The sequence below is a fragment of the Streptococcus pseudopneumoniae genome, assembly GCF_001074565.1.
GTDB classification, from domain to species: Bacteria; Bacillota; Bacilli; order Lactobacillales; family Streptococcaceae; genus Streptococcus; species Streptococcus pseudopneumoniae_J.
Window position 1 is genome coordinate 1 of record NZ_JUQX01000061.1, and the last position, 20334, is coordinate 20334.

General features: G+C 40.9%; 23 protein-coding genes. 15 read left to right on the forward strand and 8 right to left on the reverse strand.

Translation table 11 applies throughout. The features are described from left to right. Positions 1 to 92 precede the first annotated feature (92 nt). Positions 93 to 296 (forward strand): DUF3173 family protein, encoded by a 204-nt coding sequence (locus ADI74_RS08935; RefSeq protein ID WP_000498227.1) that lies wholly within the window; start codon positions 93 to 95, stop codon positions 294 to 296. Further along, positions 289 to 1404 (forward strand): tyrosine-type recombinase/integrase, encoded by a 1116-nt coding sequence (locus tag ADI74_RS08940; RefSeq protein ID WP_049538400.1) that lies wholly within the window; start codon positions 289 to 291, stop codon positions 1402 to 1404. Before ADI74_RS08935 ends, ADI74_RS08940 begins: the two co-directional genes overlap by 8 nt. A 169-nt stretch (positions 1405 to 1573) precedes the next feature. Here ADI74_RS08940 and rpmG read toward each other — a convergent pair whose 3' ends face one another. Both rpmG and rpmF read right to left on the reverse strand, forming a co-directional pair. Beyond that, positions 1574 to 1723 carry a 50S ribosomal protein L33 gene (gene rpmG / locus ADI74_RS08945; RefSeq protein WP_001265622.1) on the reverse strand — a complete coding sequence of 50 codons (150 nt, stop codon included), beginning with the start codon at positions 1721 to 1723 and terminating at the stop codon, positions 1574 to 1576. Between the two features lie 15 nt (positions 1724 to 1738). Then, on the reverse strand, positions 1739 to 1921 hold the full coding sequence (rpmF, locus tag ADI74_RS08950; protein WP_000290417.1) for a 50S ribosomal protein L32: 183 nt from the start codon (positions 1919 to 1921) through the stop codon (positions 1739 to 1741). 220 nt (positions 1922 to 2141) lie between these two features. Between rpmF and ilvD the strand changes: the two genes are divergently transcribed. Further along, entirely contained in the window at positions 2142 to 3845 is a 1704-nt protein-coding gene (ilvD, locus tag ADI74_RS08955; protein ID WP_049538401.1) for a dihydroxy-acid dehydratase, read from the forward strand. 165 nt (positions 3846 to 4010) lie between these two features. Here the strand turns inward: ilvD and ADI74_RS08960 are convergent, their stop codons facing one another. Next, a complete protein-coding gene (locus ADI74_RS08960; protein WP_049538402.1) occupies positions 4011 to 4352 on the reverse strand; it encodes a metal-sulfur cluster assembly factor in 342 nt (113 codons plus the stop codon). Between the two features lie 167 nt (positions 4353 to 4519). On the opposite strand from ADI74_RS08960, the gene hisS reads away from it, so the two are divergent. The 11 genes from hisS to ADI74_RS09015 all read left to right on the forward strand — a co-directional run bounded on the left by hisS (position 4520) and on the right by ADI74_RS09015 (position 12716). Then, the gene (hisS, locus tag ADI74_RS08965; RefSeq protein WP_049538403.1) at positions 4520 to 5800 is read left to right on the forward strand and encodes a histidine--tRNA ligase; all 1281 of its coding nucleotides are present in this window, start codon (positions 4520 to 4522) and stop codon (positions 5798 to 5800) included. A gap of 143 nt (positions 5801 to 5943) precedes the next feature. Then, a complete protein-coding gene (locus ADI74_RS11130) occupies positions 5944 to 6147 on the forward strand; it encodes a helix-turn-helix transcriptional regulator (RefSeq protein WP_000916947.1) in 204 nt (67 codons plus the stop codon). Further along, the gene (locus tag ADI74_RS11365; RefSeq protein WP_049538405.1) at positions 6147 to 6350 is read left to right on the forward strand and encodes a hypothetical protein; all 204 of its coding nucleotides are present in this window, start codon (positions 6147 to 6149) and stop codon (positions 6348 to 6350) included. The genes ADI74_RS11130 and ADI74_RS11365 overlap by 1 nt, the downstream gene beginning before the upstream one ends. Continuing rightward, positions 6347 to 6697, forward strand: coding sequence for a PspC domain-containing protein (locus ADI74_RS08980; RefSeq protein WP_049538407.1), 351 nt, complete (start codon positions 6347 to 6349; stop codon positions 6695 to 6697). The genes ADI74_RS11365 and ADI74_RS08980 overlap by 4 nt, the downstream gene beginning before the upstream one ends. An 18-nt stretch (positions 6698 to 6715) precedes the next feature. Continuing rightward, entirely contained in the window at positions 6716 to 7450 is a 735-nt protein-coding gene (locus tag ADI74_RS08985; RefSeq protein WP_049538408.1) for a DUF3169 family protein, read from the forward strand. A 10-nt stretch (positions 7451 to 7460) separates the two neighbouring features. Beyond that, on the forward strand, positions 7461 to 8285 hold the full coding sequence (locus tag ADI74_RS08990; RefSeq protein ID WP_049538411.1) for an ABC transporter ATP-binding protein: 825 nt from the start codon (positions 7461 to 7463) through the stop codon (positions 8283 to 8285). Continuing rightward, positions 8278 to 8976 (forward strand): ABC transporter permease, encoded by a 699-nt coding sequence (locus ADI74_RS08995; RefSeq protein ID WP_049538412.1) that lies wholly within the window; start codon positions 8278 to 8280, stop codon positions 8974 to 8976. The genes ADI74_RS08990 and ADI74_RS08995 overlap by 8 nt, the downstream gene beginning before the upstream one ends. A 9-nt stretch (positions 8977 to 8985) precedes the next feature. Further along, on the forward strand, positions 8986 to 9627 hold the full coding sequence (locus tag ADI74_RS09000) for a CPBP family intramembrane glutamic endopeptidase (protein ID WP_049538413.1): 642 nt from the start codon (positions 8986 to 8988) through the stop codon (positions 9625 to 9627). 17 nt (positions 9628 to 9644) lie between these two features. Next, the gene (locus ADI74_RS09005) at positions 9645 to 9875 is read left to right on the forward strand and encodes a hypothetical protein (RefSeq protein WP_049538415.1); all 231 of its coding nucleotides are present in this window, start codon (positions 9645 to 9647) and stop codon (positions 9873 to 9875) included. 158 nt (positions 9876 to 10033) lie between these two features. Further along, complete coding sequence (gene aspS, locus ADI74_RS09010; protein ID WP_049538417.1) at positions 10034 to 11797, forward strand: aspartate--tRNA ligase; 1764 nt, start codon at positions 10034 to 10036, stop codon at positions 11795 to 11797. Continuing rightward, a complete protein-coding gene (locus tag ADI74_RS09015) occupies positions 11775 to 12716 on the forward strand; it encodes a YitT family protein (RefSeq protein WP_049538419.1) in 942 nt (313 codons plus the stop codon). Before aspS ends, ADI74_RS09015 begins: the two co-directional genes overlap by 23 nt. 30 nt (positions 12717 to 12746) lie before the next feature. On the opposite strand, the gene ADI74_RS09020 is transcribed toward ADI74_RS09015, so the two are convergent. From ADI74_RS09020 to ADI74_RS09045, 5 genes are all read right to left on the reverse strand, one after another. Next, on the reverse strand, positions 12747 to 13733 hold the full coding sequence (locus tag ADI74_RS09020) for a LacI family DNA-binding transcriptional regulator (protein ID WP_049538420.1): 987 nt from the start codon (positions 13731 to 13733) through the stop codon (positions 12747 to 12749). Between the two features lie 9 nt (positions 13734 to 13742). Then, positions 13743 to 14543 (reverse strand): DUF1189 domain-containing protein, encoded by an 801-nt coding sequence (locus tag ADI74_RS09025; RefSeq protein ID WP_049538421.1) that lies wholly within the window; start codon positions 14541 to 14543, stop codon positions 13743 to 13745. A gap of 259 nt (positions 14544 to 14802) precedes the next feature. Beyond that, the gene (locus tag ADI74_RS09035) at positions 14803 to 15645 is read right to left on the reverse strand and encodes a sugar ABC transporter permease (protein ID WP_001065649.1); all 843 of its coding nucleotides are present in this window, start codon (positions 15643 to 15645) and stop codon (positions 14803 to 14805) included. Position 15646: 1 nt separating this feature from the next. Continuing rightward, on the reverse strand, positions 15647 to 16939 hold the full coding sequence (locus ADI74_RS09040) for a carbohydrate ABC transporter permease (RefSeq protein WP_049538423.1): 1293 nt from the start codon (positions 16937 to 16939) through the stop codon (positions 15647 to 15649). Positions 16940 to 17065: 126 nt separating this feature from the next. After that, positions 17066 to 18337, reverse strand: coding sequence for an extracellular solute-binding protein (locus ADI74_RS09045; protein ID WP_000095461.1), 1272 nt, complete (start codon positions 18335 to 18337; stop codon positions 17066 to 17068). Between the two features lie 477 nt (positions 18338 to 18814). On the opposite strand from ADI74_RS09045, the gene malQ reads away from it, so the two are divergent. After that, positions 18815 to 20332, forward strand: a complete 1518-nt coding sequence (malQ, locus tag ADI74_RS09050) for a 4-alpha-glucanotransferase (RefSeq protein WP_049538424.1) — start codon at positions 18815 to 18817, stop codon at positions 20330 to 20332. The last annotated feature ends 2 nt before the right edge of the window (positions 20333 to 20334 follow it).

Consider the following 20334-nt stretch of genomic DNA (forward strand, 5'->3'; position numbering starts at 1 on the left):
TGGAATAGATGCAAAAAAAAGATGCGTGAAAATCAATCACACATCAAAATAAAAAACCAAAATAATTATAACATGAAAAGGAGAAAAATGCTATGTTCGTAACAAAAGAAGATTTGAAAAAATTGGGTTTTGGAAATTATCAGGCTTATAGTTTGATTAAACAGGCTAAGGCTTTGATGGTACAAAAGGGCTTTGCTTACTATAATTCTAAGGGATTAGGTCAAGTTCCTGTTGAAGCTGTTGAGGAAATTCTGGGTACAAAATTAAATTTTGAGGAAGTGGAAGAATATGCCTAAAATCCCTCATGTATATTATGACAAGGCTAGTAGCTCTTATTATGCGGTTGCTTCTCTGGGTTTTGATGAAGTGACTGGTAAAAGAATGCAGAAAAAGAAAAGAGGGTTTAAAACTCAAACAGAAGCCAAGAAATGGTATGATGATTTTATAGCGAAACACTCGAAAAAAGCTATTGTACATGGTGCGACTTTAACGGTTAAGTTGTTCCTGGAAAAGTATTTTATTCCACATTACAAGAATAAGGTGACAGCTCGGACATTTATGACCTTTTCTTCTAAGTTGAAAAGATTGAAATATTTTTATCCTATGAAAATGGTTGATGTTAAACCTATTCATATAAAAAAATGGCATACAGACATCTTGGAAGAGGGGCTATCTAATAACTATTTGAAAGATTTACATCAAACAGTAAAAGAGCTATTTGATATGGCGCTTACTTTGGGTGTTGTGAGCGAAAATCCTGCTCGGCAGGTTGGAAATATGAAGAGGACTAGAAAAAAGGTTGATTTTTGGACAAAGGAAGAATTTGAAAAATTTATTAAAACCTTTGAAAAAGATGATATTGTAGAACATTTGAAATATATCTGTTTTCTATTTCTCTTTATGACAGGATTGAGGATAAGCGAATTACAAGCTTTAACATGGGAAGATTTTGATTTTGAGAATAAAGCTGTACAAGTCAATAAGTCTATGTTTTATCAAAATAAAAATAATTGGCAAATTAACCCTACAAAAACATTTTCAAGCAATAGAAAAATTTATCTTGATGATACGACGATTAAGGCGCTATCCTCATGGAAAAATCATCAGAAGCAGTTAGGAAAAATAAGTTTTGTCTTTTCTTGTAACTGTTTACCTGTGACTAAGACAATGCTTGCTAATAGCATGAAGAAGCACGGAGAAATAGCTGAAGTCAAAAGTATTCGTATACATGACTTAAGGCACTCCCACGCAAGTCTATTGCTGTCTTTGGGTATGAATGACCTAGAACTTAAAAATAGGTTAGGACATGCGGATATACAGACGACTTTAGGAGTATATTCCCATCTTCGCCCTTCAGCTATGAAAGAGGTAGCGGATAAACTAGAGGGGGTAATATCGCTTTAATTTCAATCACGGCTTTCGTATCACTAGCGAAGTCTGTTATACGAAAACGGAGATTATAAAAAGGTAGCAAGATTATGTCTTACTACCTTTTTTGTTGCCAAAATGTTCCCACTCGGCTAGTATTAAGTGTTTAAACGTTGATTTAACGCTATTTTCACTAATTTAACTCTTATTTAACTTCTGTAAACACAACGTGTTTGCGAAGTTTTGGTGAGTATTTCTTCAATTGAAGACGGTCTGGAGTGTTACGTTTGTTTTTAGAAGTAAGGTACAAGCGTTCACCAGATTCTTTGTGTTCAAGTGTAATATTTACGCGCATGGTATCTCCCTTCTATTATTCAGCTGATGCAGCTTTAGCGATTTTACGTCCTTTGTAGTATCCTTTAAGTGATACACGGTGAGAACGTGAGTAATCTCCAGTAGTTTCGTCAAAGTTTACAGATGGAGCTGTTACTTTGTAGTGTGTACGACGTTTGTTTTTCTTCGCTTTTGAAGTGCGACGTGCAGGTACTGCCATTTTCTTTTCTCCTTTAGGTATTTAAATTCGATTCAATCTACTGATTTTCATCAACCATACTAGGATAACACATTTTTTTTGTAAAGTAAAGTTACTTGACAAAAAAAGATGAAAAAATTAGAAGCTAGTAATCGAAATTTTCTGAAAATTCAAGAATTTTATTCTGTTCTTCATGCGGAAATTGTGCTATAATGGTAAAAACTGAAATGGGAGGGATAAGATGACAGAATTAGATACACGTCACCGTAGTAGCGTTTATGACAGCATGGTTAAATCGCCAAACCGTGCCATGCTTCGTGCGACTGGAATGACAGATAAGGACTTTGAAACACCGATTGTGGGAGTGATTTCGACTTGGGCGGAAAATACCCCTTGTAACATTCACTTGCATGATTTCGGGAAATTGGCCAAAGAGGGTGTCAAATCGGCAGGTGCTTGGCCTGTTCAGTTTGGAACGATCACCGTAGCGGATGGGATTGCCATGGGAACGCCTGGGATGCGTTTTTCTCTAACATCTCGTGACATCATCGCGGACTCAATCGAGGCAGCTATGGGTGGTCACAACGTGGATGCCTTTGTCGCTATCGGTGGCTGTGACAAGAACATGCCTGGTTCTATGATTGCCATTGCCAACATGAATATCCCAGCTATTTTTGCCTATGGTGGAACCATTGCACCGGGAAATCTTGATGGAAAAGACATCGATTTGGTTTCTGTCTTTGAGGGAATCGGGAAATGGAACCACGGTGATATGACAGCTGAGGACGTGAAACGTCTCGAATGCAATGCCTGCCCTGGCCCTGGTGGTTGTGGTGGTATGTATACAGCTAATACCATGGCGACAGCTATCGAAGTTCTCGGTATGAGTTTGCCAGGATCTTCCTCTCACCCAGCTGAATCAGCTGACAAGAAAGAAGATATCGAAGCAGCAGGACGTGCTGTTGTCAAGATGCTGGAGCTTGGTCTCAAACCATCAGATATCTTGACTCGTGAAGCCTTTGAAGATGCTATCACTGTAACGATGGCTCTCGGTGGTTCTACAAATGCCACTCTTCACTTGCTTGCCATTGCCCATGCGGCTAATGTTGACTTGTCACTTGAGGACTTCAATACGATCCAAGAGCGTGTGCCTCACTTGGCTGATTTGAAACCATCTGGTCAGTATGTCTTCCAAGACCTCTACGAAGTCGGTGGTGTCCCTGCGGTTATGAAATATCTCTTAGCGAATGGCTTCCTTCACGGAGACCGTATCACATGTACTGGTAAGACAGTTGCTGAGAACTTGGCTGACTTTGCAGACCTCACACCAGGTCAAAAAGTCATCATGCCACTGGAAAATCCAAAACGTGCAGATGGACCATTGATCATCTTGAACGGGAACCTTGCCCCTGATGGAGCAGTTGCCAAGGTATCAGGTGTTAAAGTGCGTCGCCACGTTGGACCAGCTAAGGTATTTGACTCAGAAGAAGATGCTATCCAGGCTGTTTTGACAGATGAAATTGTTGATGGCGATGTAGTCGTTGTTCGTTTCGTAGGACCTAAGGGTGGTCCTGGTATGCCTGAGATGCTATCCCTTTCATCCATGATCGTTGGTAAAGGTCAAGGAGACAAGGTTGCTCTCTTGACAGACGGACGTTTCTCTGGTGGTACTTATGGTCTGGTTGTCGGACATATCGCCCCTGAAGCTCAGGATGGGGGACCGATTGCTTACCTCCGTACAGGCGATATCGTTACAGTTGACCAAGATACCAAAGAAATTTCCATGGCCGTATCCGACGAAGAACTTGAAAAACGCAAGGCAGAAACAACCTTGCCACCACTCTATAGCCGTGGTGTCCTCGGTAAATACGCCCATATCGTATCATCTGCTTCACGCGGAGCCGTGACAGACTTCTGGAATATGGACAAGTCAGGTAAAAAATAAACTCAAAAAGCAAGCCATCTTCGGCTTGCTTCTTTTCATCTTCAAAAGTGATTTGCCTGCTTATACTCAATAAAAATCAAAGAGCAAACTAGAAAGCTAGGCGCAGGCAGTACTTGAGTACGACAAGCCGACGCTGACGTGGTTTGAAGAGATTTTTGAAGAGTATTAACGAGGTGGCAGTCCAAGGGCAATACGGCCATAGCGACTGATTCGTGTAATCTTCCAAGCGGGCGACCAGGTAACTTCAACTTTGACATCTTCGATACCCTCGATTTGTTTCAGACCTGCGACGATTTCGATAGGCAGGCTTTCAGCGCAATCACAGGCAGTGTCGGTGAAGGTCATGACAATCTTACAGAGATCCGTTTCATCCAGATTGATTTCATAAATCAGCCCTAGATTGTAAACATCCAATTCCACATCTGTATCAAAAACTTTCTCTAGTTTTTCGATAATTTGGTCTTGTAAGGCCAAAGCGCGGTCATTGATTTTGATATCGTCTCTCATAACAGTCCCTCCACGTGATAAATATCCTCTATTTTCTCATAATTCTGACAATTTGGCAAGTTTTTGATGAATTTTATGAAAAGACTCTCTTGAGATTTTCTACTCTCACTGTTTTAATCCCTCTATTTATGGTAAAATAAGACTATTAAGTTTAAAGAGGATTCCCTATGAAATTACAAAAACCAAAAGGAACGCAGGATATTTTACCTGCTGAGTCTGCCAAGTGGCAGTACGTTGAGGGCTTTGCCCGTGAAATTTTCAAGCGCTATAATTACGCAGAAGTGCGCACGCCTATTTTTGAGCATTACGAGGTCATCAGCCGCTCTGTCGGAGATACAACGGATATCGTAACCAAGGAAATGTACGATTTCTATGACAAGGGTGACCGCCATATTACCCTCCGTCCAGAAGGAACTGCGCCCGTTGTCCGTTCCTATGTGGAAAATAAACTCTTTGCTCCAGAAGTGCAAAAGCCAAGTAAGTTCTATTACATGGGACCTATGTTCCGTTATGAGCGTCCGCAAGCAGGTCGTTTGCGCCAGTTCCACCAGATCGGTGTTGAGTGTTTTGGCTCAAGCAATCCAGCTACCGATGTGGAAACCATCGCTATGGCAGCCCATTTCTTGAAAGAGATTGGCATTAAAGATGTGAAACTGCACCTTAACACTCTAGGGAATCCTGAGAGCCGTGCGGCCTATCGTCAAGCCTTGATAGACTATTTGACACCGCTCAAGGAGACCTTGTCTAAGGATAGCCAACGTCGCTTGGAGGAAAATCCTCTTCGTGTCTTGGACTCTAAGGAAAAAGAAGACAAGGTGGCAGTAGAGAATGCGCCGTCTATCTTGGACTTCCTTGATGAAGAAAGCCAAGCCCACTTTTGTGCTGTGCGGCAGATGCTTGAAACTCTCGGAGTAGACTACATCATCGATACCAATATGGTGCGTGGTCTGGACTACTACAACCACACAATTTTCGAGTTCATCACTGAAATCGAGGGCAATGAATTGACAGTCTGTGCGGGTGGTCGCTATGATGGCTTAGTTGCCTATTTTGGTGGTCCTGAGACTGCTGGATTTGGATTTGGACTTGGTATAGAGCGCCTGCTTCTCATTCTTGAAAAGCAAGGTGTGGCCCTTCCTATAGAGAACGCTCTAGATGTTTATATCGCAGTTTTGGGTGAAGGAGCAAATGTTAAGGCCTTGGAGTTGGTACAAGCCCTTCGCCAACAAGGTTTCAAAGCAGAGCGTGATTACCTCAACCGTAAACTCAAAGCTCAATTCAAGTCAGCCGATGTCTTTGCGGCTAAGGCTCTCATTACTCTAGGTGAAAGTGAAGTCGAAAGCGGACAAGTGACGGTTAAGAACAACCAAACTCGAGAAGAAGTTCAAGTGTTACTTGATACTATCAGCCAAAACTTCTCAGAAATCTTTGAAAAATTAGGCTTTTAATAGTAGAAAAACTGGTCAGGACCTTATTCCTGACCTTTTTCTTTTGCAAAATGACAAAAATCATAAACTTTTTGACAAATATAATTGTCAAAAAGAAAAAGATGTGTTACAATATAAGCAAGTTAAGAGAAAAGGAGAAAGGAATGCTTAAAAATCGTTTAAAAGAGCTTCGAGCTCGCGATGGTCTCAATCAAACCGAACTGGCCAAGTTAGCAGGGGTTTCCAGACAGACCATTAGCCTACTAGAACGGGACGAATACACCCCGTCGATTGTGATTGCCCTGAAGATTTCACAGATATTCAATGAACCAGTCGAGTCGGTATTTCGTATAGAGGAGGATGAGTGATGAACAAGTGTAAAGTGATTTATTATCTATCTATAGTTGTGTTTATCGTAAATCTTTTAGCTATGATTGGAAGCCTATTTGGTTGGTTTACAATTGTTGAAAGTAAATACCTCTTCTGGATTAACATAGTTTTACTATTAGTCTTTAGATGGGTAGAGAGAAAGATAAAGTTTAAAGAGATCCTAAAAGGAGAAAAGTTATGAAAGAGTTTTTAGCGGGTTTTCAAGTCGATACTGAGAACAAAGAATTTGCCGGTGTTTGTGCAGGTTTAGGAAATTATTTTAACATTCAAGCCAATATCGTTCGTTTGGTGACAGTCTTGTTGTTTCTCTCTTCTACGGAGATTGGGATTATAACAGTAACTCTCTATGCCTATCTAGCAGGTTGGCTTGGGAATGAACTCTTGGGAGATGGAGCAAAAAAAGCAAGAAATCAAGCTATTCTCTTACTTACTGTTTGTTTGATTTTAGTATCACTTGGAACAGAGGGTTTGACAGCAATTTATGAATCAGGAAAAGCTTTTGGTCAGTGGTTAGTTGGATTGGTGTAGTTTAGAAAGAAGATGAATATGAAAAATAAACGTGTATTGTTATTTTTAATGTCTGTTGTCTTGGGATGTTTCTTGGGCGTGTTTGTAGGGATGTTTAAGGCTGTTGCCGAATCCAACGGAATTATTTTAGATGTAAAAGTCTTGATACCATGGATATCAGCTATTTGTTTACTGTTAGGTTTCATTGGCATTCTTTTGACTTTCAATTTCTTAAAGAAAAGCAGAACATTTCACTCCTTGTATCAAGAGGAAATGGATGATAATCTGAATGAAACCTATTATGTGCAAATGAATCGTAATCTTGAGTTTGGGACAGTTGCTTTTAATATTACAGGTGTAGCGATTCCATTGGCTATTTTTATCTCATTAAATGAAGTGATTATATTGCATACGAGCCATCAAACATTTTTCCTTTCTTTCTTACTCTTTGTGGGATTCTTAATCGTTCAAAAATATTTTTATAAGACCATTGCGATTGTTCGTCAGTTTGATTTGGCATTTTTCTCTACACCAAAGGATGTTTTGGACTATATAAATTCTCATGATGAAGGGGAGCGTCAGGCTAATTTGGAACAGAGTTTTCGAATTTTATTCCAATTACACCAATATGTCTTACCAGCCTTATATATTTTTCTTCTTATCATTTCTTTTCTGACAGGTGAGATTCAGCTGCTAGCTTTCTTGCTTGTAGTAGCGATCCATATTTATATCAATGTGATGCAATTACCTATGGTAAAACGCTATTTCAAATAAAGGAGTTTCTATGATTCGTGTTGAAAATGTAAGCAAAAGTTTTGGGAGTAAAAAAGCTCTTCATCAGATTTCTTTTGAGATTAAGGAGGGTGAAATCTTTGGTTTTCTTGGTCCTTCTGGCTCAGGTAAAACAACCATGATCAATGTCTTGACAGGTCAGTTGGCTGTAGATCAAGGTAAAACAATTTTGTTAGGTAAGAATTCTCAAGATTTAACCTCAAATGATTTGGAACAAATCGGGATTGTTAGTGATACCAGTGGTTTTTATGAAAAGATGAGCCTCTATAAAAATCTGCTCATTTATGCAAAATTATATGGTCTTAAAGCTTCTAGAGTAGATACAGTACTTGATCAAGTTGGGTTATCAGATGCCAAAAACATTATCGCAGAAAAACTATCCACAGGTATGAAACAACGGATGTTCTTGGCTCGTGCTCTTCTAAATGCTCCCAAAATCCTCTTTCTGGATGAGCCAACAAGTGGTCTTGATCCTACCACCTCAAAATCGATTCATGCTCTCTTACAAGAATTGAAGCAGGCTGGGACAACGATTTTCTTAACAACCCACGATATGAATGAAGCAACCTTGCTTTGCGATCGCCTCTCTCTTTTAAATAAGGGAATCTTGATTGAGTATGGTAGCCCACAAGAGATTATCCAGAAATACCATGTGGATAAAAAGGTTCGTTTACGCTATCAAGATGGACGCGAACAAGTGGTTCCTTTTGAAGAATTGCCTCATTTGAATACGACAAATCTGATAGCTGTTCATTCTTGTGAACCGACTTTAGAAGAAATCTTTATTAGATTGACAGGAGAAAAGTTAGATGTTTAGAAAATTAAATGCCCTTCTTTGGTTAAGGTTACAAGTTCTTATTAGCAATTCAACCTTGTTAGCGACATTATTGATGCCTTTTGGACTGACTGTTCTATATAATGAGTTCTTAAACAAGAGTGGAGAATTAAGTATGTTTCTCCTTTCTATGAGTTTGACGATGGTCTTGAGTATGGGAAGTGGTTATATGGTATCGATTATGATGGCTGAGGATAAGGAAAAACGTAATCTTAAATCACTTATACTAAGTGGTGTGACAGCAACAGAGTATACTTTGAGTATGATGGCTCTTCCTCTTCTCGTGATGCTTCTTTCGATGGTTGTTCTACCTCTATATCTAAAAGTTGACTTGACAAACTACTTTCTTGTCTATGGTCTCTATCTGCTTTTGGCAACTATCAGCATGATCTTTCTTAATCTTCTTATCGGTGCAGTATCAGATACTCAGTCTAAGGCGCAAGTGTATAGTATTTTTCCTATGCTGACTTTCTCTTTCTTGCCCATTCTTGCCGTTCAAAATGACACTGCTCAAAAACTGTTGGACTATTCCTTCATTGGGCCTTTGGTAAGTCTGTTAAAAGCAGGTGGTGGAGAGTTATCTTTGAGAAGTCTCGGTCTTTTGCTAGCATGGATTCTTTTACTAGGATTAGCTAGTCTCTTTGTATTGAAAAATAGTTATAAAGGAAAATAGGAGCCTCATATGAAACTACTTAAAAACCTTGGCTGGTTTCTTCTAGCTGTTCTATCCTTTTTCTTTGGCTATGGTCTGGTTCAGAGTATGGCTTTATCAGCGCTTGACCTAGGGGCTCCGATCTTTGGAGTCTTGCCACTTTATATTGTCCTGTCAGGGGCCTATGTTTATGGAGTTTACAAATGGTATCAGACACAAAAGGTTAGCATCCAGACGACTGCTTTTAATCGTTATATCTGGTTGCCAACTCTGGTTTTGCTAGTGGCGATTACAGCCCAGTTCTTTTTACCAGATGATCCGTCGGTCAATCAACAAATCGTATCACAACTGACAGTTGCTCAGCCTGTCTTTGGTTTCTTTATGGTAGTGGTCTTTGCTCCTCTGACGGAAGAACTGATTTTTAGAGGGATGTTAGCGTGCTATCTCTTTCCTAAGCAGGACAATAGCAAACAGACAGCTCTGTTTCTCCTTGTATCAAGTGTACTATTTGCCTTGATTCATTTTCCAGGGACTTTGCAACAGTTTTTCGTCTATGCTAGTCTGGGATTGAGTTTGGGTCTGGCTTATGTAAGCCGAAAAGGCCTTCTTTACAGCATTTCTTTACATGCCTTGAATAATTTAATCGGCTTTTTGATGATACTCATGCTATAATAGAGTCAGGAGGTCACATGAAACGAGTAATTTTATTAGCAGTGATACAGGCAGTCGTTCTCTTCTTTATTATTGGGGGCCTTGCCTATGCCTTTAAAGGCGATTTCTTTTACAACAATCTAGCAGTAGTTTTTGCACCTATTGCAGGAATCATGCGTTTTGCGACGGCCTATGCAACAGCGATTGTTCTGCCTAAAAAAGCGGCTGAAATCGCAGAAAAACGTAAAGAGGGTCAAGAATCAAAATAAGAAAATCCGATGGCGTCTTCATCGGATTTTTCGATGTTGTCACTATTTTTTAGCTCTTCGTTTTGATTTTTACAGACAATCAAACTTTTCTGCTGATTTTCATGAAGAGCCTGCGCTTTTATGGTAAAATAGTAACAGAATAAAAGAGGAGAGAAAACATGAAACGTAGTATGTATGCTGGTCGTGTTCGTGAGGAACACATCGGACAAGAAATGACCTTGAAAGGATGGGTTGGTCGTCGTCGTGACCTTGGTGGTTTGATCTTTATCGACCTTCGTGACCGTGAAGGAATCATGCAGTTGGTTATCAACCCTGAAAAAGTTTCTGCAGAGGTTATGGCAACAGCTGAAAGCCTTCGTAGCGAATTTGTCATCGAGGTGACTGGACAAGTCGTTGCGCGTGAGCAAGCCAATGATAAATTGGCGACTGGTGCAGTTGAGTTGAACGTGACAGCTCTTACAGTGCTGAATACAGCCAAAACAACACCTTTTGAGATTAAGGATGGGATTGAGGCAAATGACGATACACGTTTGCGTTACCGTTACCTTGACCTTCGTCGTCCAGAGATGTTGGAAAATCTCAAACTTCGTGCCAAGGTGACTCACTCTATCCGTAACTACTTGGATGAGTTGGAGTTTATCGATGTGGAAACACCCTTCCTTTCTAAGTCAACACCAGAAGGGGCGCGTGACTATTTGGTTCCATCTCGTGTCAATAAAGGGCATTTTTACGCTCTTCCTCAAAGTCCACAAATCACTAAACAGCTCTTGATGAATGCTGGGTTTGACCGTTACTACCAAATCGTTAAATGTTTCCGTGATGAAGACTTGCGTGGAGACCGTCAGCCTGAGTTTACCCAGGTCGACTTGGAAACGTCATTCCTTAGTGAGCAAGAAATCCAAGATATCACAGAAGGCTTGATTGCGCGCGTGATGAAGGAAACAAAAGGGATTGAAGTAACCCTTCCCTTCCCTCGTATGAAGTATGACGATGCTATGGCCCTTTATGGTTCTGACAAGCCTGATACTCGTTTTGACATGTTGCTTCAGGATTTGACAGAAGTGGTCAAAGGTGTCGACTTCAAGGTCTTTTCAGAAGCTCCTGCAGTTAAAGCTATCGTCGTTAAAGGCGCTGCAGACAACTATTCACGTAAAGACATCGACAAGATGACCGAAGTAGCCAAACAGTACGGTGCCAAAGGTCTTGCTTGGGTCAAGGTTGTGGATGGAGAATTGAACGGACCAGTTGCTAAGTTCTTGACGGACATTCAAGCAGAGTCGACAAATGCCCTTGGTTTAGAAGACAAGGATTTGGTTCTCTTTGTGGCTGATACACTTGAAGTGGCGAATGCAACCCTTGGTGCCCTTCGTGGACGTATTGCCAAAGAACTTGGCTTGATTGACAGCGACAAATTCAACTTCCTTTGGGTTGTTGACTGGCCGATGTTTGAATGGTCTGAAGAAGAAGGTCGTTACATGAGCGCCCACCATCCATTCACCCTTCCACAGGAAGAGACAGCTCACGAACTAGAAGGTAATTTGGCTAAGGTTCGTGCTATTGCCTACGACATCGTCTTGAACGGTTATGAGCTGGGTGGTGGTAGCCTTCGTATCAACCAAAAAGACCTCCAAGAACGCATGTTTAAGGCTCTTGGTTTCTCAGCTGAAGAAGCCAATGACCAGTTTGGTTTCCTTCTTGAGGCTATGGACTATGGTTTCCCACCACACGGTGGTTTGGCTATCGGACTTGACCGATTTGTTATGCTCTTAGCAGGAGAAGAAAACATCCGTGAAGTCATTGCTTTTCCTAAGAACAACAAGGCGACGGATCCAATGACACAAGCCCCATCAACAGTCGCTCTCAAACAACTAGAGGAACTCAGCTTACAAGTAGAACAAGATGAAACAAGCAAAACAAATTAAGCGGTGGCGCTATTATCTGCGCCGCTTTGCTTATCAGATAAAGATGTTACGAGTCTTGCAGGGCATCTCTAAGGAAAAATATGATGAGAAGATTTCTGCTTCTCTGGTATACGGTTTTCTATCAGCAGTTGCGGTCAATTTCTTTTTCCAACCAGGGCATGTTTATTCGAGTGGTGCGACAGGTTTGGCGCAAATTATCTCCAGTTTGAGTACTCATTGGTTTGGTCTCCAACTACCCGTATCTGCAACCTTTTATGCCATTAATATCCCACTGATGATTTTGGCTTGGTATCAGATTGGACATAAATTTACAGTTTTTACCTTTATCACGGTATCCATGAGTTCTCTTTTTATCCAGTTTATGCCCGTTGTGACGCTGACAGAGGATCCCATTATCAATGCTCTCTTTGGGGGTGTTGTCATGGGCTTGGGGATTGGTTTTGCGCTCCGTAACAATATTTCTAGCGGAGGTACAGATATCGTCAGTCTGACAATTCGAAAGAAAACGGGTAAAAATGTCGGTAGTATTTCTTTCCTGGTAAATGGGACCATCATGCTGATAGCGGGGTTGACCTTTGGTTGGAAATACGCCCTCTACTCTATGATTACCATTTTTGTCTCCAGTCGTGTGACAGATGCGGTCTTTACCAAGCAAAAACGGATGCAGGCCATGATTGTGACCAGCAATCCTGACAAGGTAATCGAAAAAATCCATAAAAAATTGCACCGAGGGGCTACCATGATCCATGATGCAGAAGGAACCTATAATCATGAGAGAAAAGCAGTCTTGATTACGGTTATCACGCGAGCAGAGTTTAATGATTTTAAACACATCATGAAACAGGTCGATCCGACAGCCTTTGTCTCTGTATCCGAAAATGTCCACATCCTAGGACGATTCGTAGAAACAGACAATTAGACATGAAAAAACCAGCTCTGGAGCTGGTTTTTATTTTTCGATAATTTTGTGGGCAATCAACTGACGGTAACAAATCTGTCTATTATTTTTCGCGTCATTGATAATCTGTAAAATCGTTTCAAATGATGTTCGTCCAAGTTCAAGACTGTTGATGTCAACATAGGCTACTAGATCGAGTCGAGGATTGACAGAGTCAAAACTCAAGACGGGAACATTTAATTGGTGTTTACTGATGTAGTCGCAAACCCCTTCAGCTAGAAGGCTGTCGGTTGTGATGATGGCATCAATCTGCGGATCGTGTTTGAAGAGGCGCTTACTAAATTGATACCCCTTTTCTTCTAGAAATTCATTTGCAAAGTAGGTCAGATTCGTATCAATCGAAAGTTGGTGTTGTTTGAGTGCCAATTCGTAACCTTTTAGACGATCTTGTGTAACGAAAAGTTTCTTTGTTCCTCCGATAAAGGCGATTCGTCTGCACCCCTTTTTGATGAAATACTCTGCTGCATCAAAACCAGCTTGGACATTATCATTGTCGACAAGGGGGATAAAGGGTGAGAGGGATTTTCCTAGGATGAGGAAGGGGAACTGCTCATCAGCGACCAGCTTGACTAAGGGATCCTCCTCTTCGGCATAAAGGAAAATCAAACCATCCACACGTTTGCCGTAAACCATCTGTGAAATAGCTTTAAGGCGCTCTTTTTCGTCTTTACCTGTTGCAATCTGAATAGCATAGTGGTTTTCAGAAGCGACCTGAGCGATACCACGGAGGACAGATGGGAAGAAAGGATTTTGGTAGAAGGCATCCGAGTCGTCAGGCAATACCAAACCAATAACTTGAGTATAGCTACTAACGAGGCTACGAGCATTGAGATTGGGATGGTAGTTGAGTTCCTTCATAGCCTTGTGAACTCGTTTTTTGGTTTCATCACTAATTGTTGATTTGTTTTGAATAACGCGGGTTACAGTTGAAGGTGAGACACCTGCAGCCTTGGCCACATCTTTAATCGTAACGGGCATAAAAATCTCCTATTTATGATAATCTGGATCGCGGTAATGTGTTTTATAAAAGATGGTGACCAGATAAAGAACAAAAAGAATGTTTTGTACAGTGATAAGGGTTGTCATATTTTGGCCGAAAAGTCCCAAAATAAGTGTAATCAAAGTTGGTAATCCTAAACAGTTCAAGATAAAATGGTAGCACTCTTTAAAACTCCTAAATGAAAAGAGGCGTGATTTTTTGGTGATATAAAGGAGAAAACTAGCTCCAAGAGAGACAATGAAAAAATTCAATCCAAAGAGGAAGCTTGCACCAAGAACGAGAAAGAGACTGATATAGACCCGATTTTGTTGGTACCAATCTTTAGAAATGGCCTGGGTAAGATCTTCCTTACTCTGGAAACTCTCCGTTTGAATCGCGTGGTAGCGAATGCGGGTCAGTTCCTTGCTTTCCTTGCTGATGATGAGTTCTTCAGTATCAAAATGAAGTTGTAAGTCCTTTGGCAATTCCTTACTTGAACTTGGACCAATCAGAAGAGAAGCTTGCTGATTTTTAGTTCCAGCATAGCTCAGTTTTCCATCTATTATCTGCGCATTCTCCGACAAATCCATGATTGCTTCATCTGTCAGGGGTGTGTAGACATTATCGATAAAGGTATCCAGTGGATACGTTTCCTGCGAGCTGTTTTGAATGGCAATTGGAACCATGGACAAGCTGATGAGGAAAATGCTAGTAAAGAGAAGTTGAAACCAGTTGAGTCCGAAACGTTTTGACAGGGGCTTACGAAATCCCCAGATACTAGTAAAATACGAGAATGGATATGGAAGCATAGGCATCTTTCTAAAAGTGTTTTCTATATGAGTATTATTATATAGAGAAATGTGCTTTATTTCAAGTCTAGGAGATAAATTGCTTGTTGCAAGAATATTATTTACAGTAACAATCGCTAATACTCAATGAAAATCAAAGAGCAAACTAGGAAGCTAGCCGCAGGTTGCTCAAAGCACAGCTTTGAGGTTGGAGATAAAGCTGACGTGGTTTGAAGAGATTTTCGAAGAGTATCAAATGAAAAAGGGTGGCGGGGATAAATTATCCCTTGTCGCCACCACTTGTAAGTCCTGAAACAAAGTTCTTTTGTAGGAAGAAGAAGAGAATACAGATAGGAAGGGCGATGAGGATAGCACCTGCTGAGAAGTAGGCAATCTTCAAGTTTTTCACATTGCTGACAAAGGTCTGGAGACCGACGGCAACAGTAAAGTATTCTTTCTCACGAAGCAAGAAACTAGAGAGGATATAGTCTCCGAAAGGTCCCATGAAGGCCCAGAGAGCTTGTACAGCCACCATTGGGCGAACAAGTGGGAGAACAATTTGCCAGAAGCGGCGGAAGTGTCCTGCACCATCTAGTTTTGCAGATTCGTCTAGAGACATTGGTACTGTGTCGAAGTAGCCTTTCATGAGCCAAGCGTTCATAGGGATACCGCCACCAACGTAGAGGAAGATGAGGAACCAGCTTTGGTTAAGGGCGTTCAACATAAGGGCCATAACGAAGAAGGCTGTCAAAGCGGCCATAGTTGGCACCATTTGGATGATCAAGAAGAAGACCAAACTTTGTTTACGAGCCAAGAAGTTGTAACGGCTGTAGGCATAACCAGCAAGTACGATGATACTTGTTTGAACAGCCATTGTAATCAAGGCGATAATCAAAGTGTTGAGGTACCAAGTGCCGTACAAGGTTTCAGTGAAGAGCCCTTGGAAGTTGGCGAAGCTAAAGTCGACGTTAGCATCTAGTTTAAAAGCTACGACGTTACCAGACTTGAAGGCTGACATAATGGTAATCAAAAGTGGATAGATAATCACGATTGAAAGACCAATCAAGTAGAGGTAAGTGAGGGTTTGAGTCAGTCTACGTTTGAGTTTGATTGAGTTATTCATCTTAGACGTCCTCCATATCGAATGCGTGTAGTTTCTTGAATGCAATCATAGAGATAGAGATGACAATGATAGAGATGATCAAGGTAACAGCTGCCGCCATAGAGTATTGAGGAGATGTACCTGTTGTCAAACGATAAATCCATGAGATCAAGATATCAGTTGAACCGGCTCCACCACCAACGCTACCAGGACCTCCGCCGTTGAAGAGGTACATGATAGAGAAGTTGTTAAAGTTGAAGGTGTATTGGCTGATCAATGTTGGTGCCGCAACAGCCAAAATCATAGGGAAAGTAATGTTGCGGAATTTTTGCCAAGCATTGGCACCATCGATGTAAGCCGCTTCGTAGAGGTCGTTAGGGATTGACTGCAAGATACCCAAAGTCAAAACGTAGATGTATGGGAATCCTAGCCAACCTTGCATCATAATCAAGGCAATCTTCGTCCAAGTTGGGTCTGTTTTCCAAGGGATAAGAGCACCGTCAAGGAAAGGAAGAACCTTAGCCAAGATAGGCAATACTTGAGTGTTAATCGCTCCGACACTATCGTTAAACATGTTTGAGAATGTCAAGATAGTGATGAAAGCTGGAACAGCCCAAGGAAGAAGGAAAATAACACCAAAGATACGTTTTCCTTTGATAAATGGTTGGTTAGCAATGATAGCGGTGAAGATACCAATCACAATCTGCAAAGTAGAAGCAGACAAGGCCCAGATGATGGTCCATGAAAGAACGGCACCGAAGGCTGAACGGAAGGTACTTAAGCTCCAGATGTTTGTAAAGTTAGTTAAACCAACCCAGTCCAACAATTTGTTTGGTGGCAAGTGTTGGAAGTCATAGTTGGTAAAGGCAATCATCAAGGTTACGATAACTGGGAAGATAATTGCAAATGTCATCGCTACATACGATGGGATAATCAAAAGGTATGGGAATCCATTCTCATAAATACCTTTGATCATATCTTTAAAAGTACGTGGGATAGGAATTCCATTGTTAATACGTTTTGCGATTGTATGTGCATCTTTAATATTTGAGAAATAAAAGAGCACATAAACGACTACAAAGATTAAATGGAAGGCACCACGAATCAGCATAAAGAGGGAATTATCACGACCTGGCTTGTCACCAAGAGTGATCAAATTGTGCAATTCAGGGGCTGCAAGTGCTAGGAAATAAAGAACAAATACAATAGTGACACCAAGGAAGATAAAACCTTTGGCCTTTTGTTTATTGTAAATCTGTCCTAACCCAGGAATTACTGAAAGCAAGGCTGCTTTGCTAGGTTGTTGGTTTTCCATGAATACTCCTTTCATAGGATACGAGATTGAAGTTTGTCTCCAATCACTAGATAGGAAACTGCAATCATTCGTAAATTTATAAAATCAAAGGGGGATTTGTATTCTCCCCCCTTGTAACGAATTCAATTATTCACCAAATTTTTGTTTGATTGTTTCTTTGATCAATGTTACAGCATCGTTAGCAGCTGTCTTAGCATCTTTCTTACCGCTTACAGCATCAAAGAGCATTGTTTTAGCTGGATCCCAAACTGCTGACATTTGAGAAATGTTTGGCATTGGTTGAGCGTTCTTGAACTGTTTGATAACAGCTGTTGTCAACTCATCGTTTTTACCTTCAGCGTATGAACGAGCTTCAGTGTTAGCTGGGATTTCGTTAGTTGCATCGTAGAATGCTTTTTGTTGTTCAGTTGAAACAAGGAAGTCTACAAATTTTTGTGCAGCTTCAAGGTTCTTAGTGCTTGATGGGATGATCCAAGCTTTACCACCACCGAATGGTGTGTATTCTTTACCATTTGGAAGAGTTGGAATAGTAGCAACACCGTAGTTTACTTTAGCATCTTTGAATGCTTGAGCTTTCCAAGGACCGTCGATGATAGCAGCTGTTTTACCTTCTTGGAATTGAGTTTGGATCAAGTTTGCAGCACCTTCAGTATCTTGCATACCTTTAGGCCATTTTTCATACCAAGATTTAGCGTAGTTGACACCAGTGATAGAACCGTCGTTTGCAAGACCGATGTCTTTAGCGTCTTTACCGTTTTGTCCGAATACGTAACCACCGTTACCAGCAAGAAGTCCGTATGCGTAGTAGAAGTTTGTCCAGTCAGCTAGGAATGCAGTAGTTTTGCCATCTTCACCAGCGAAAGCGTATTTGCTGTCTTTAGCAAGTTCTTCTAATTCAGCAAAAGTTTTTGGAGCTTCTTTCAGCAAGTCTTTGTTGTAGTACATAACAAGTGACTCGATAACGGCAGGAGCACCGTAAACTTTACCGTCAGCAGCTGTTACAAGAGATTTAGTTTTATCATCTGTTTTAGCGCCGTCGCTCAATGTAACTTCTGAAAGTTGTCCGTCAGTACCAAGGCTACCTACGCGGTCGTATGGTGCCATCATAACGTCAGCAGCTTGACCTGATTGGTTGTCAAGAGAAAGTTTGTCAAGTCCACCAAGTTGGTCACCTGATTTGATGTTAACTTTTGTACCTGATTCTTTTTCATAAGCTGCAGCAACTTTTTCAGCGTAGGCTTTGTATTGGTCTTCAACGTAGAAAGTGATTTCTTTTGCTTCAGATGAGCTAGTATCAGCTGCTTTATCAGCAGTTTTGCTTCCGCAAGCTACCAAAAGTAAGCTAGCAAGAGTAGCAGTTCCGAGCACAGCAGCGCTCTTCATGAATTTAGATGACATAGTGTATTCCTCCTAAAGAATAACAAAAATAATTTAATGAGAAAACGCAAACGTTTTCTTTTACGAACCTAGTATAACACAAATAGAAAACGGTTGCAAGCTTTTTTAGAAAAAAAATTAAAAAAATTTTAAGGTTTCAAACATTTGTCAATGCCTTTATATAGGAAGAAACTGAAAGGTTTTCTTTTTCTTGATTTGAAAACGTACAAGGGAAACGATTGCATTGATTAGGCTGATTTCTTAGCAAAAATGAAGCTGTTATTTATTTCAACTATCTTAAATTAGAAAAACTTTATAAGAAAAGTTTTCGTTTCATAAAATAACAGTGGAACCAAGATTCATTCGAAGAAAAAGAAATCAAAAAAAGTTTCTAAAACCGCTTGCATTTGTTTTTGAAATGCGTTATACTTAAAATAACGCAAACGTTTGCGCCTTGATTTGCGCAACGTTTTATTACAAAATACATGAGGTGCTATTATGAAAAAACGTCAGAGTGGTGTGTTGATGCACATCTCTTCTCTTCCAGGAGCTTATGGGATTGGATCATTTGGCCAAAGCGCCTATGATTTCGTTGACTTCTTGGTTCGTACCAAGCAACGTTACTGGCAAATCCTTCCTCTAGGAACAACTAGTTATGGAGATTCTCCTTATCAATCCTTCTCAGCTTTTGCCGGGAACACGCATTTTATCGATCTTGACATCTTGGTAGAGCAAGGCTTGTTGGAAGCTAGCGATTTTGAAGGAGTTGACTTCGGTAGCAATCCAGCAGAAGTTGACTATGCTAAGATCTATTATGCACGTCGTCCTCTTTTGGAAAAGGCGGTCAAACGTTTCTTGGAAGTGGGAGATGTCAAAGCTTTTGAGAAATTTGCTCAAGACAACCAAGCCTGGCTTGAACTCTTTGCTGAGTATATGGCGATTAAAGAGCATTTTGACAATCTAGCATGGACAGAATGGCCAGATGCAGATGCTCGTGAGCGTAAAGCTTCAGCGCTTGAAAGCTACCGTGAGAAATTAGCAGACAAGTTGGTTTACCACCGTGTGACTCAATACTTCTTCTTCCAACAATGGTTGAAATTGAAATCATACGCTAACGACAACCACATCGAGATCGTTGGGGACATGCCTATCTACGTTGCGGAAGATTCAAGCGACATGTGGGCAAATCCACACCTCTTCAAGACAGATGCCAGCGGCAAGGCGACTTGCATCGCAGGATGTCCGCCAGATGAGTTTTCTGCAACTGGTCAACTTTGGGGGAACCCAATCTATGACTGGGAAGCAATGGACAAAGACGGTTACAAATGGTGGGTTGAACGCTTGCGTGAAAGCTTCAAAATCTACGATATTGTTCGTATCGACCACTTCCGTGGCTTTGAATCTTACTGGGAAATTCCTGCTGGTTCCGATACAGCGGCCCCTGGTAAATGGGTGAAAGGTCCAGGCTACAAACTCTTCGCAGCCGTTAAGGAAGAACTTGGTGAGCTGAACATCATCGCAGAAGACCTTGGCTTCATGACAGATGAGGTTATCGAGTTGCGCGAACGTACTGGCTTCCCGGGGATGAAGATTCTTCAATTTGCCTTCAACCCAGAAGATGAAAGTATCGATAGCCCACACTTGGCACCTGCTAACTCTGTTATGTATACAGGAACACACGACAACAATACGGTTCTTGGTTGGTACCGTAATGAAATCGATGATCCAACTCGTGAGTACATGGCTCGTTACACGAACCGTAAAGAGTATGAAACAGTGCCACACGCAATGCTTCGCACAGTATTTTCATCAGTGAGCTTCATGGCTATTGCCACTATGCAAGATTTGCTAGAATTGGATGAGGCGGCTCGCATGAACTACCCATCTACTCTTGGCGGAAACTGGTCTTGGCGTATGACTGAAGATCAATTGACACCAGCTGTCGAGGACAATTTGCTTGACTTGACTACAATTTATCGCAGAATTAATGAAAATTTGGTAGAATTAAAGAAATAAGA

What these genes read in the sequence shown, in the direction of transcription:
- ADI74_RS08935 (WP_000498227.1), top strand. Translation starts at nt 93, where the DNA reads ATGTTCGTAACAAAAGAAGATTTGAAAAAATTGGGTTTTGGAAATTAT.
- ADI74_RS08940 (WP_049538400.1), top strand. Translation starts at nt 289, where the DNA reads ATGCCTAAAATCCCTCATGTATATTATGACAAGGCTAGTAGCTCTTAT.
- rpmG (WP_001265622.1), bottom strand. Translation starts at nt 1,723, where the DNA reads ATGCGCGTAAATATTACACTTGAACACAAAGAATCTGGTGAACGCTTG.
- rpmF (WP_000290417.1), bottom strand. Translation starts at nt 1,921, where the DNA reads ATGGCAGTACCTGCACGTCGCACTTCAAAAGCGAAGAAAAACAAACGT.
- ilvD (WP_049538401.1), top strand. Translation starts at nt 2,142, where the DNA reads ATGACAGAATTAGATACACGTCACCGTAGTAGCGTTTATGACAGCATG.
- ADI74_RS08960 (WP_049538402.1), bottom strand. Translation starts at nt 4,352, where the DNA reads ATGAGAGACGATATCAAAATCAATGACCGCGCTTTGGCCTTACAAGAC.
- hisS (WP_049538403.1), top strand. Translation starts at nt 4,520, where the DNA reads ATGAAATTACAAAAACCAAAAGGAACGCAGGATATTTTACCTGCTGAG.
- ADI74_RS11130 (WP_000916947.1), top strand. Translation starts at nt 5,944, where the DNA reads ATGCTTAAAAATCGTTTAAAAGAGCTTCGAGCTCGCGATGGTCTCAAT.
- ADI74_RS11365 (WP_049538405.1), top strand. Translation starts at nt 6,147, where the DNA reads ATGAACAAGTGTAAAGTGATTTATTATCTATCTATAGTTGTGTTTATC.
- ADI74_RS08980 (WP_049538407.1), top strand. Translation starts at nt 6,347, where the DNA reads ATGAAAGAGTTTTTAGCGGGTTTTCAAGTCGATACTGAGAACAAAGAA.
- ADI74_RS08985 (WP_049538408.1), top strand. Translation starts at nt 6,716, where the DNA reads ATGAAAAATAAACGTGTATTGTTATTTTTAATGTCTGTTGTCTTGGGA.
- ADI74_RS08990 (WP_049538411.1), top strand. Translation starts at nt 7,461, where the DNA reads ATGATTCGTGTTGAAAATGTAAGCAAAAGTTTTGGGAGTAAAAAAGCT.
- ADI74_RS08995 (WP_049538412.1), top strand. Translation starts at nt 8,278, where the DNA reads ATGTTTAGAAAATTAAATGCCCTTCTTTGGTTAAGGTTACAAGTTCTT.
- ADI74_RS09000 (WP_049538413.1), top strand. Translation starts at nt 8,986, where the DNA reads ATGAAACTACTTAAAAACCTTGGCTGGTTTCTTCTAGCTGTTCTATCC.
- ADI74_RS09005 (WP_049538415.1), top strand. Translation starts at nt 9,645, where the DNA reads ATGAAACGAGTAATTTTATTAGCAGTGATACAGGCAGTCGTTCTCTTC.
- aspS (WP_049538417.1), top strand. Translation starts at nt 10,034, where the DNA reads ATGAAACGTAGTATGTATGCTGGTCGTGTTCGTGAGGAACACATCGGA.
- ADI74_RS09015 (WP_049538419.1), top strand. Translation starts at nt 11,775, where the DNA reads ATGAAACAAGCAAAACAAATTAAGCGGTGGCGCTATTATCTGCGCCGC.
- ADI74_RS09020 (WP_049538420.1), bottom strand. Translation starts at nt 13,733, where the DNA reads ATGCCCGTTACGATTAAAGATGTGGCCAAGGCTGCAGGTGTCTCACCT.
- ADI74_RS09025 (WP_049538421.1), bottom strand. Translation starts at nt 14,543, where the DNA reads ATGCTTCCATATCCATTCTCGTATTTTACTAGTATCTGGGGATTTCGT.
- ADI74_RS09035 (WP_001065649.1), bottom strand. Translation starts at nt 15,645, where the DNA reads ATGAATAACTCAATCAAACTCAAACGTAGACTGACTCAAACCCTCACT.
- ADI74_RS09040 (WP_049538423.1), bottom strand. Translation starts at nt 16,939, where the DNA reads ATGGAAAACCAACAACCTAGCAAAGCAGCCTTGCTTTCAGTAATTCCT.
- ADI74_RS09045 (WP_000095461.1), bottom strand. Translation starts at nt 18,337, where the DNA reads ATGTCATCTAAATTCATGAAGAGCGCTGCTGTGCTCGGAACTGCTACT.
- malQ (WP_049538424.1), top strand. Translation starts at nt 18,815, where the DNA reads ATGAAAAAACGTCAGAGTGGTGTGTTGATGCACATCTCTTCTCTTCCA.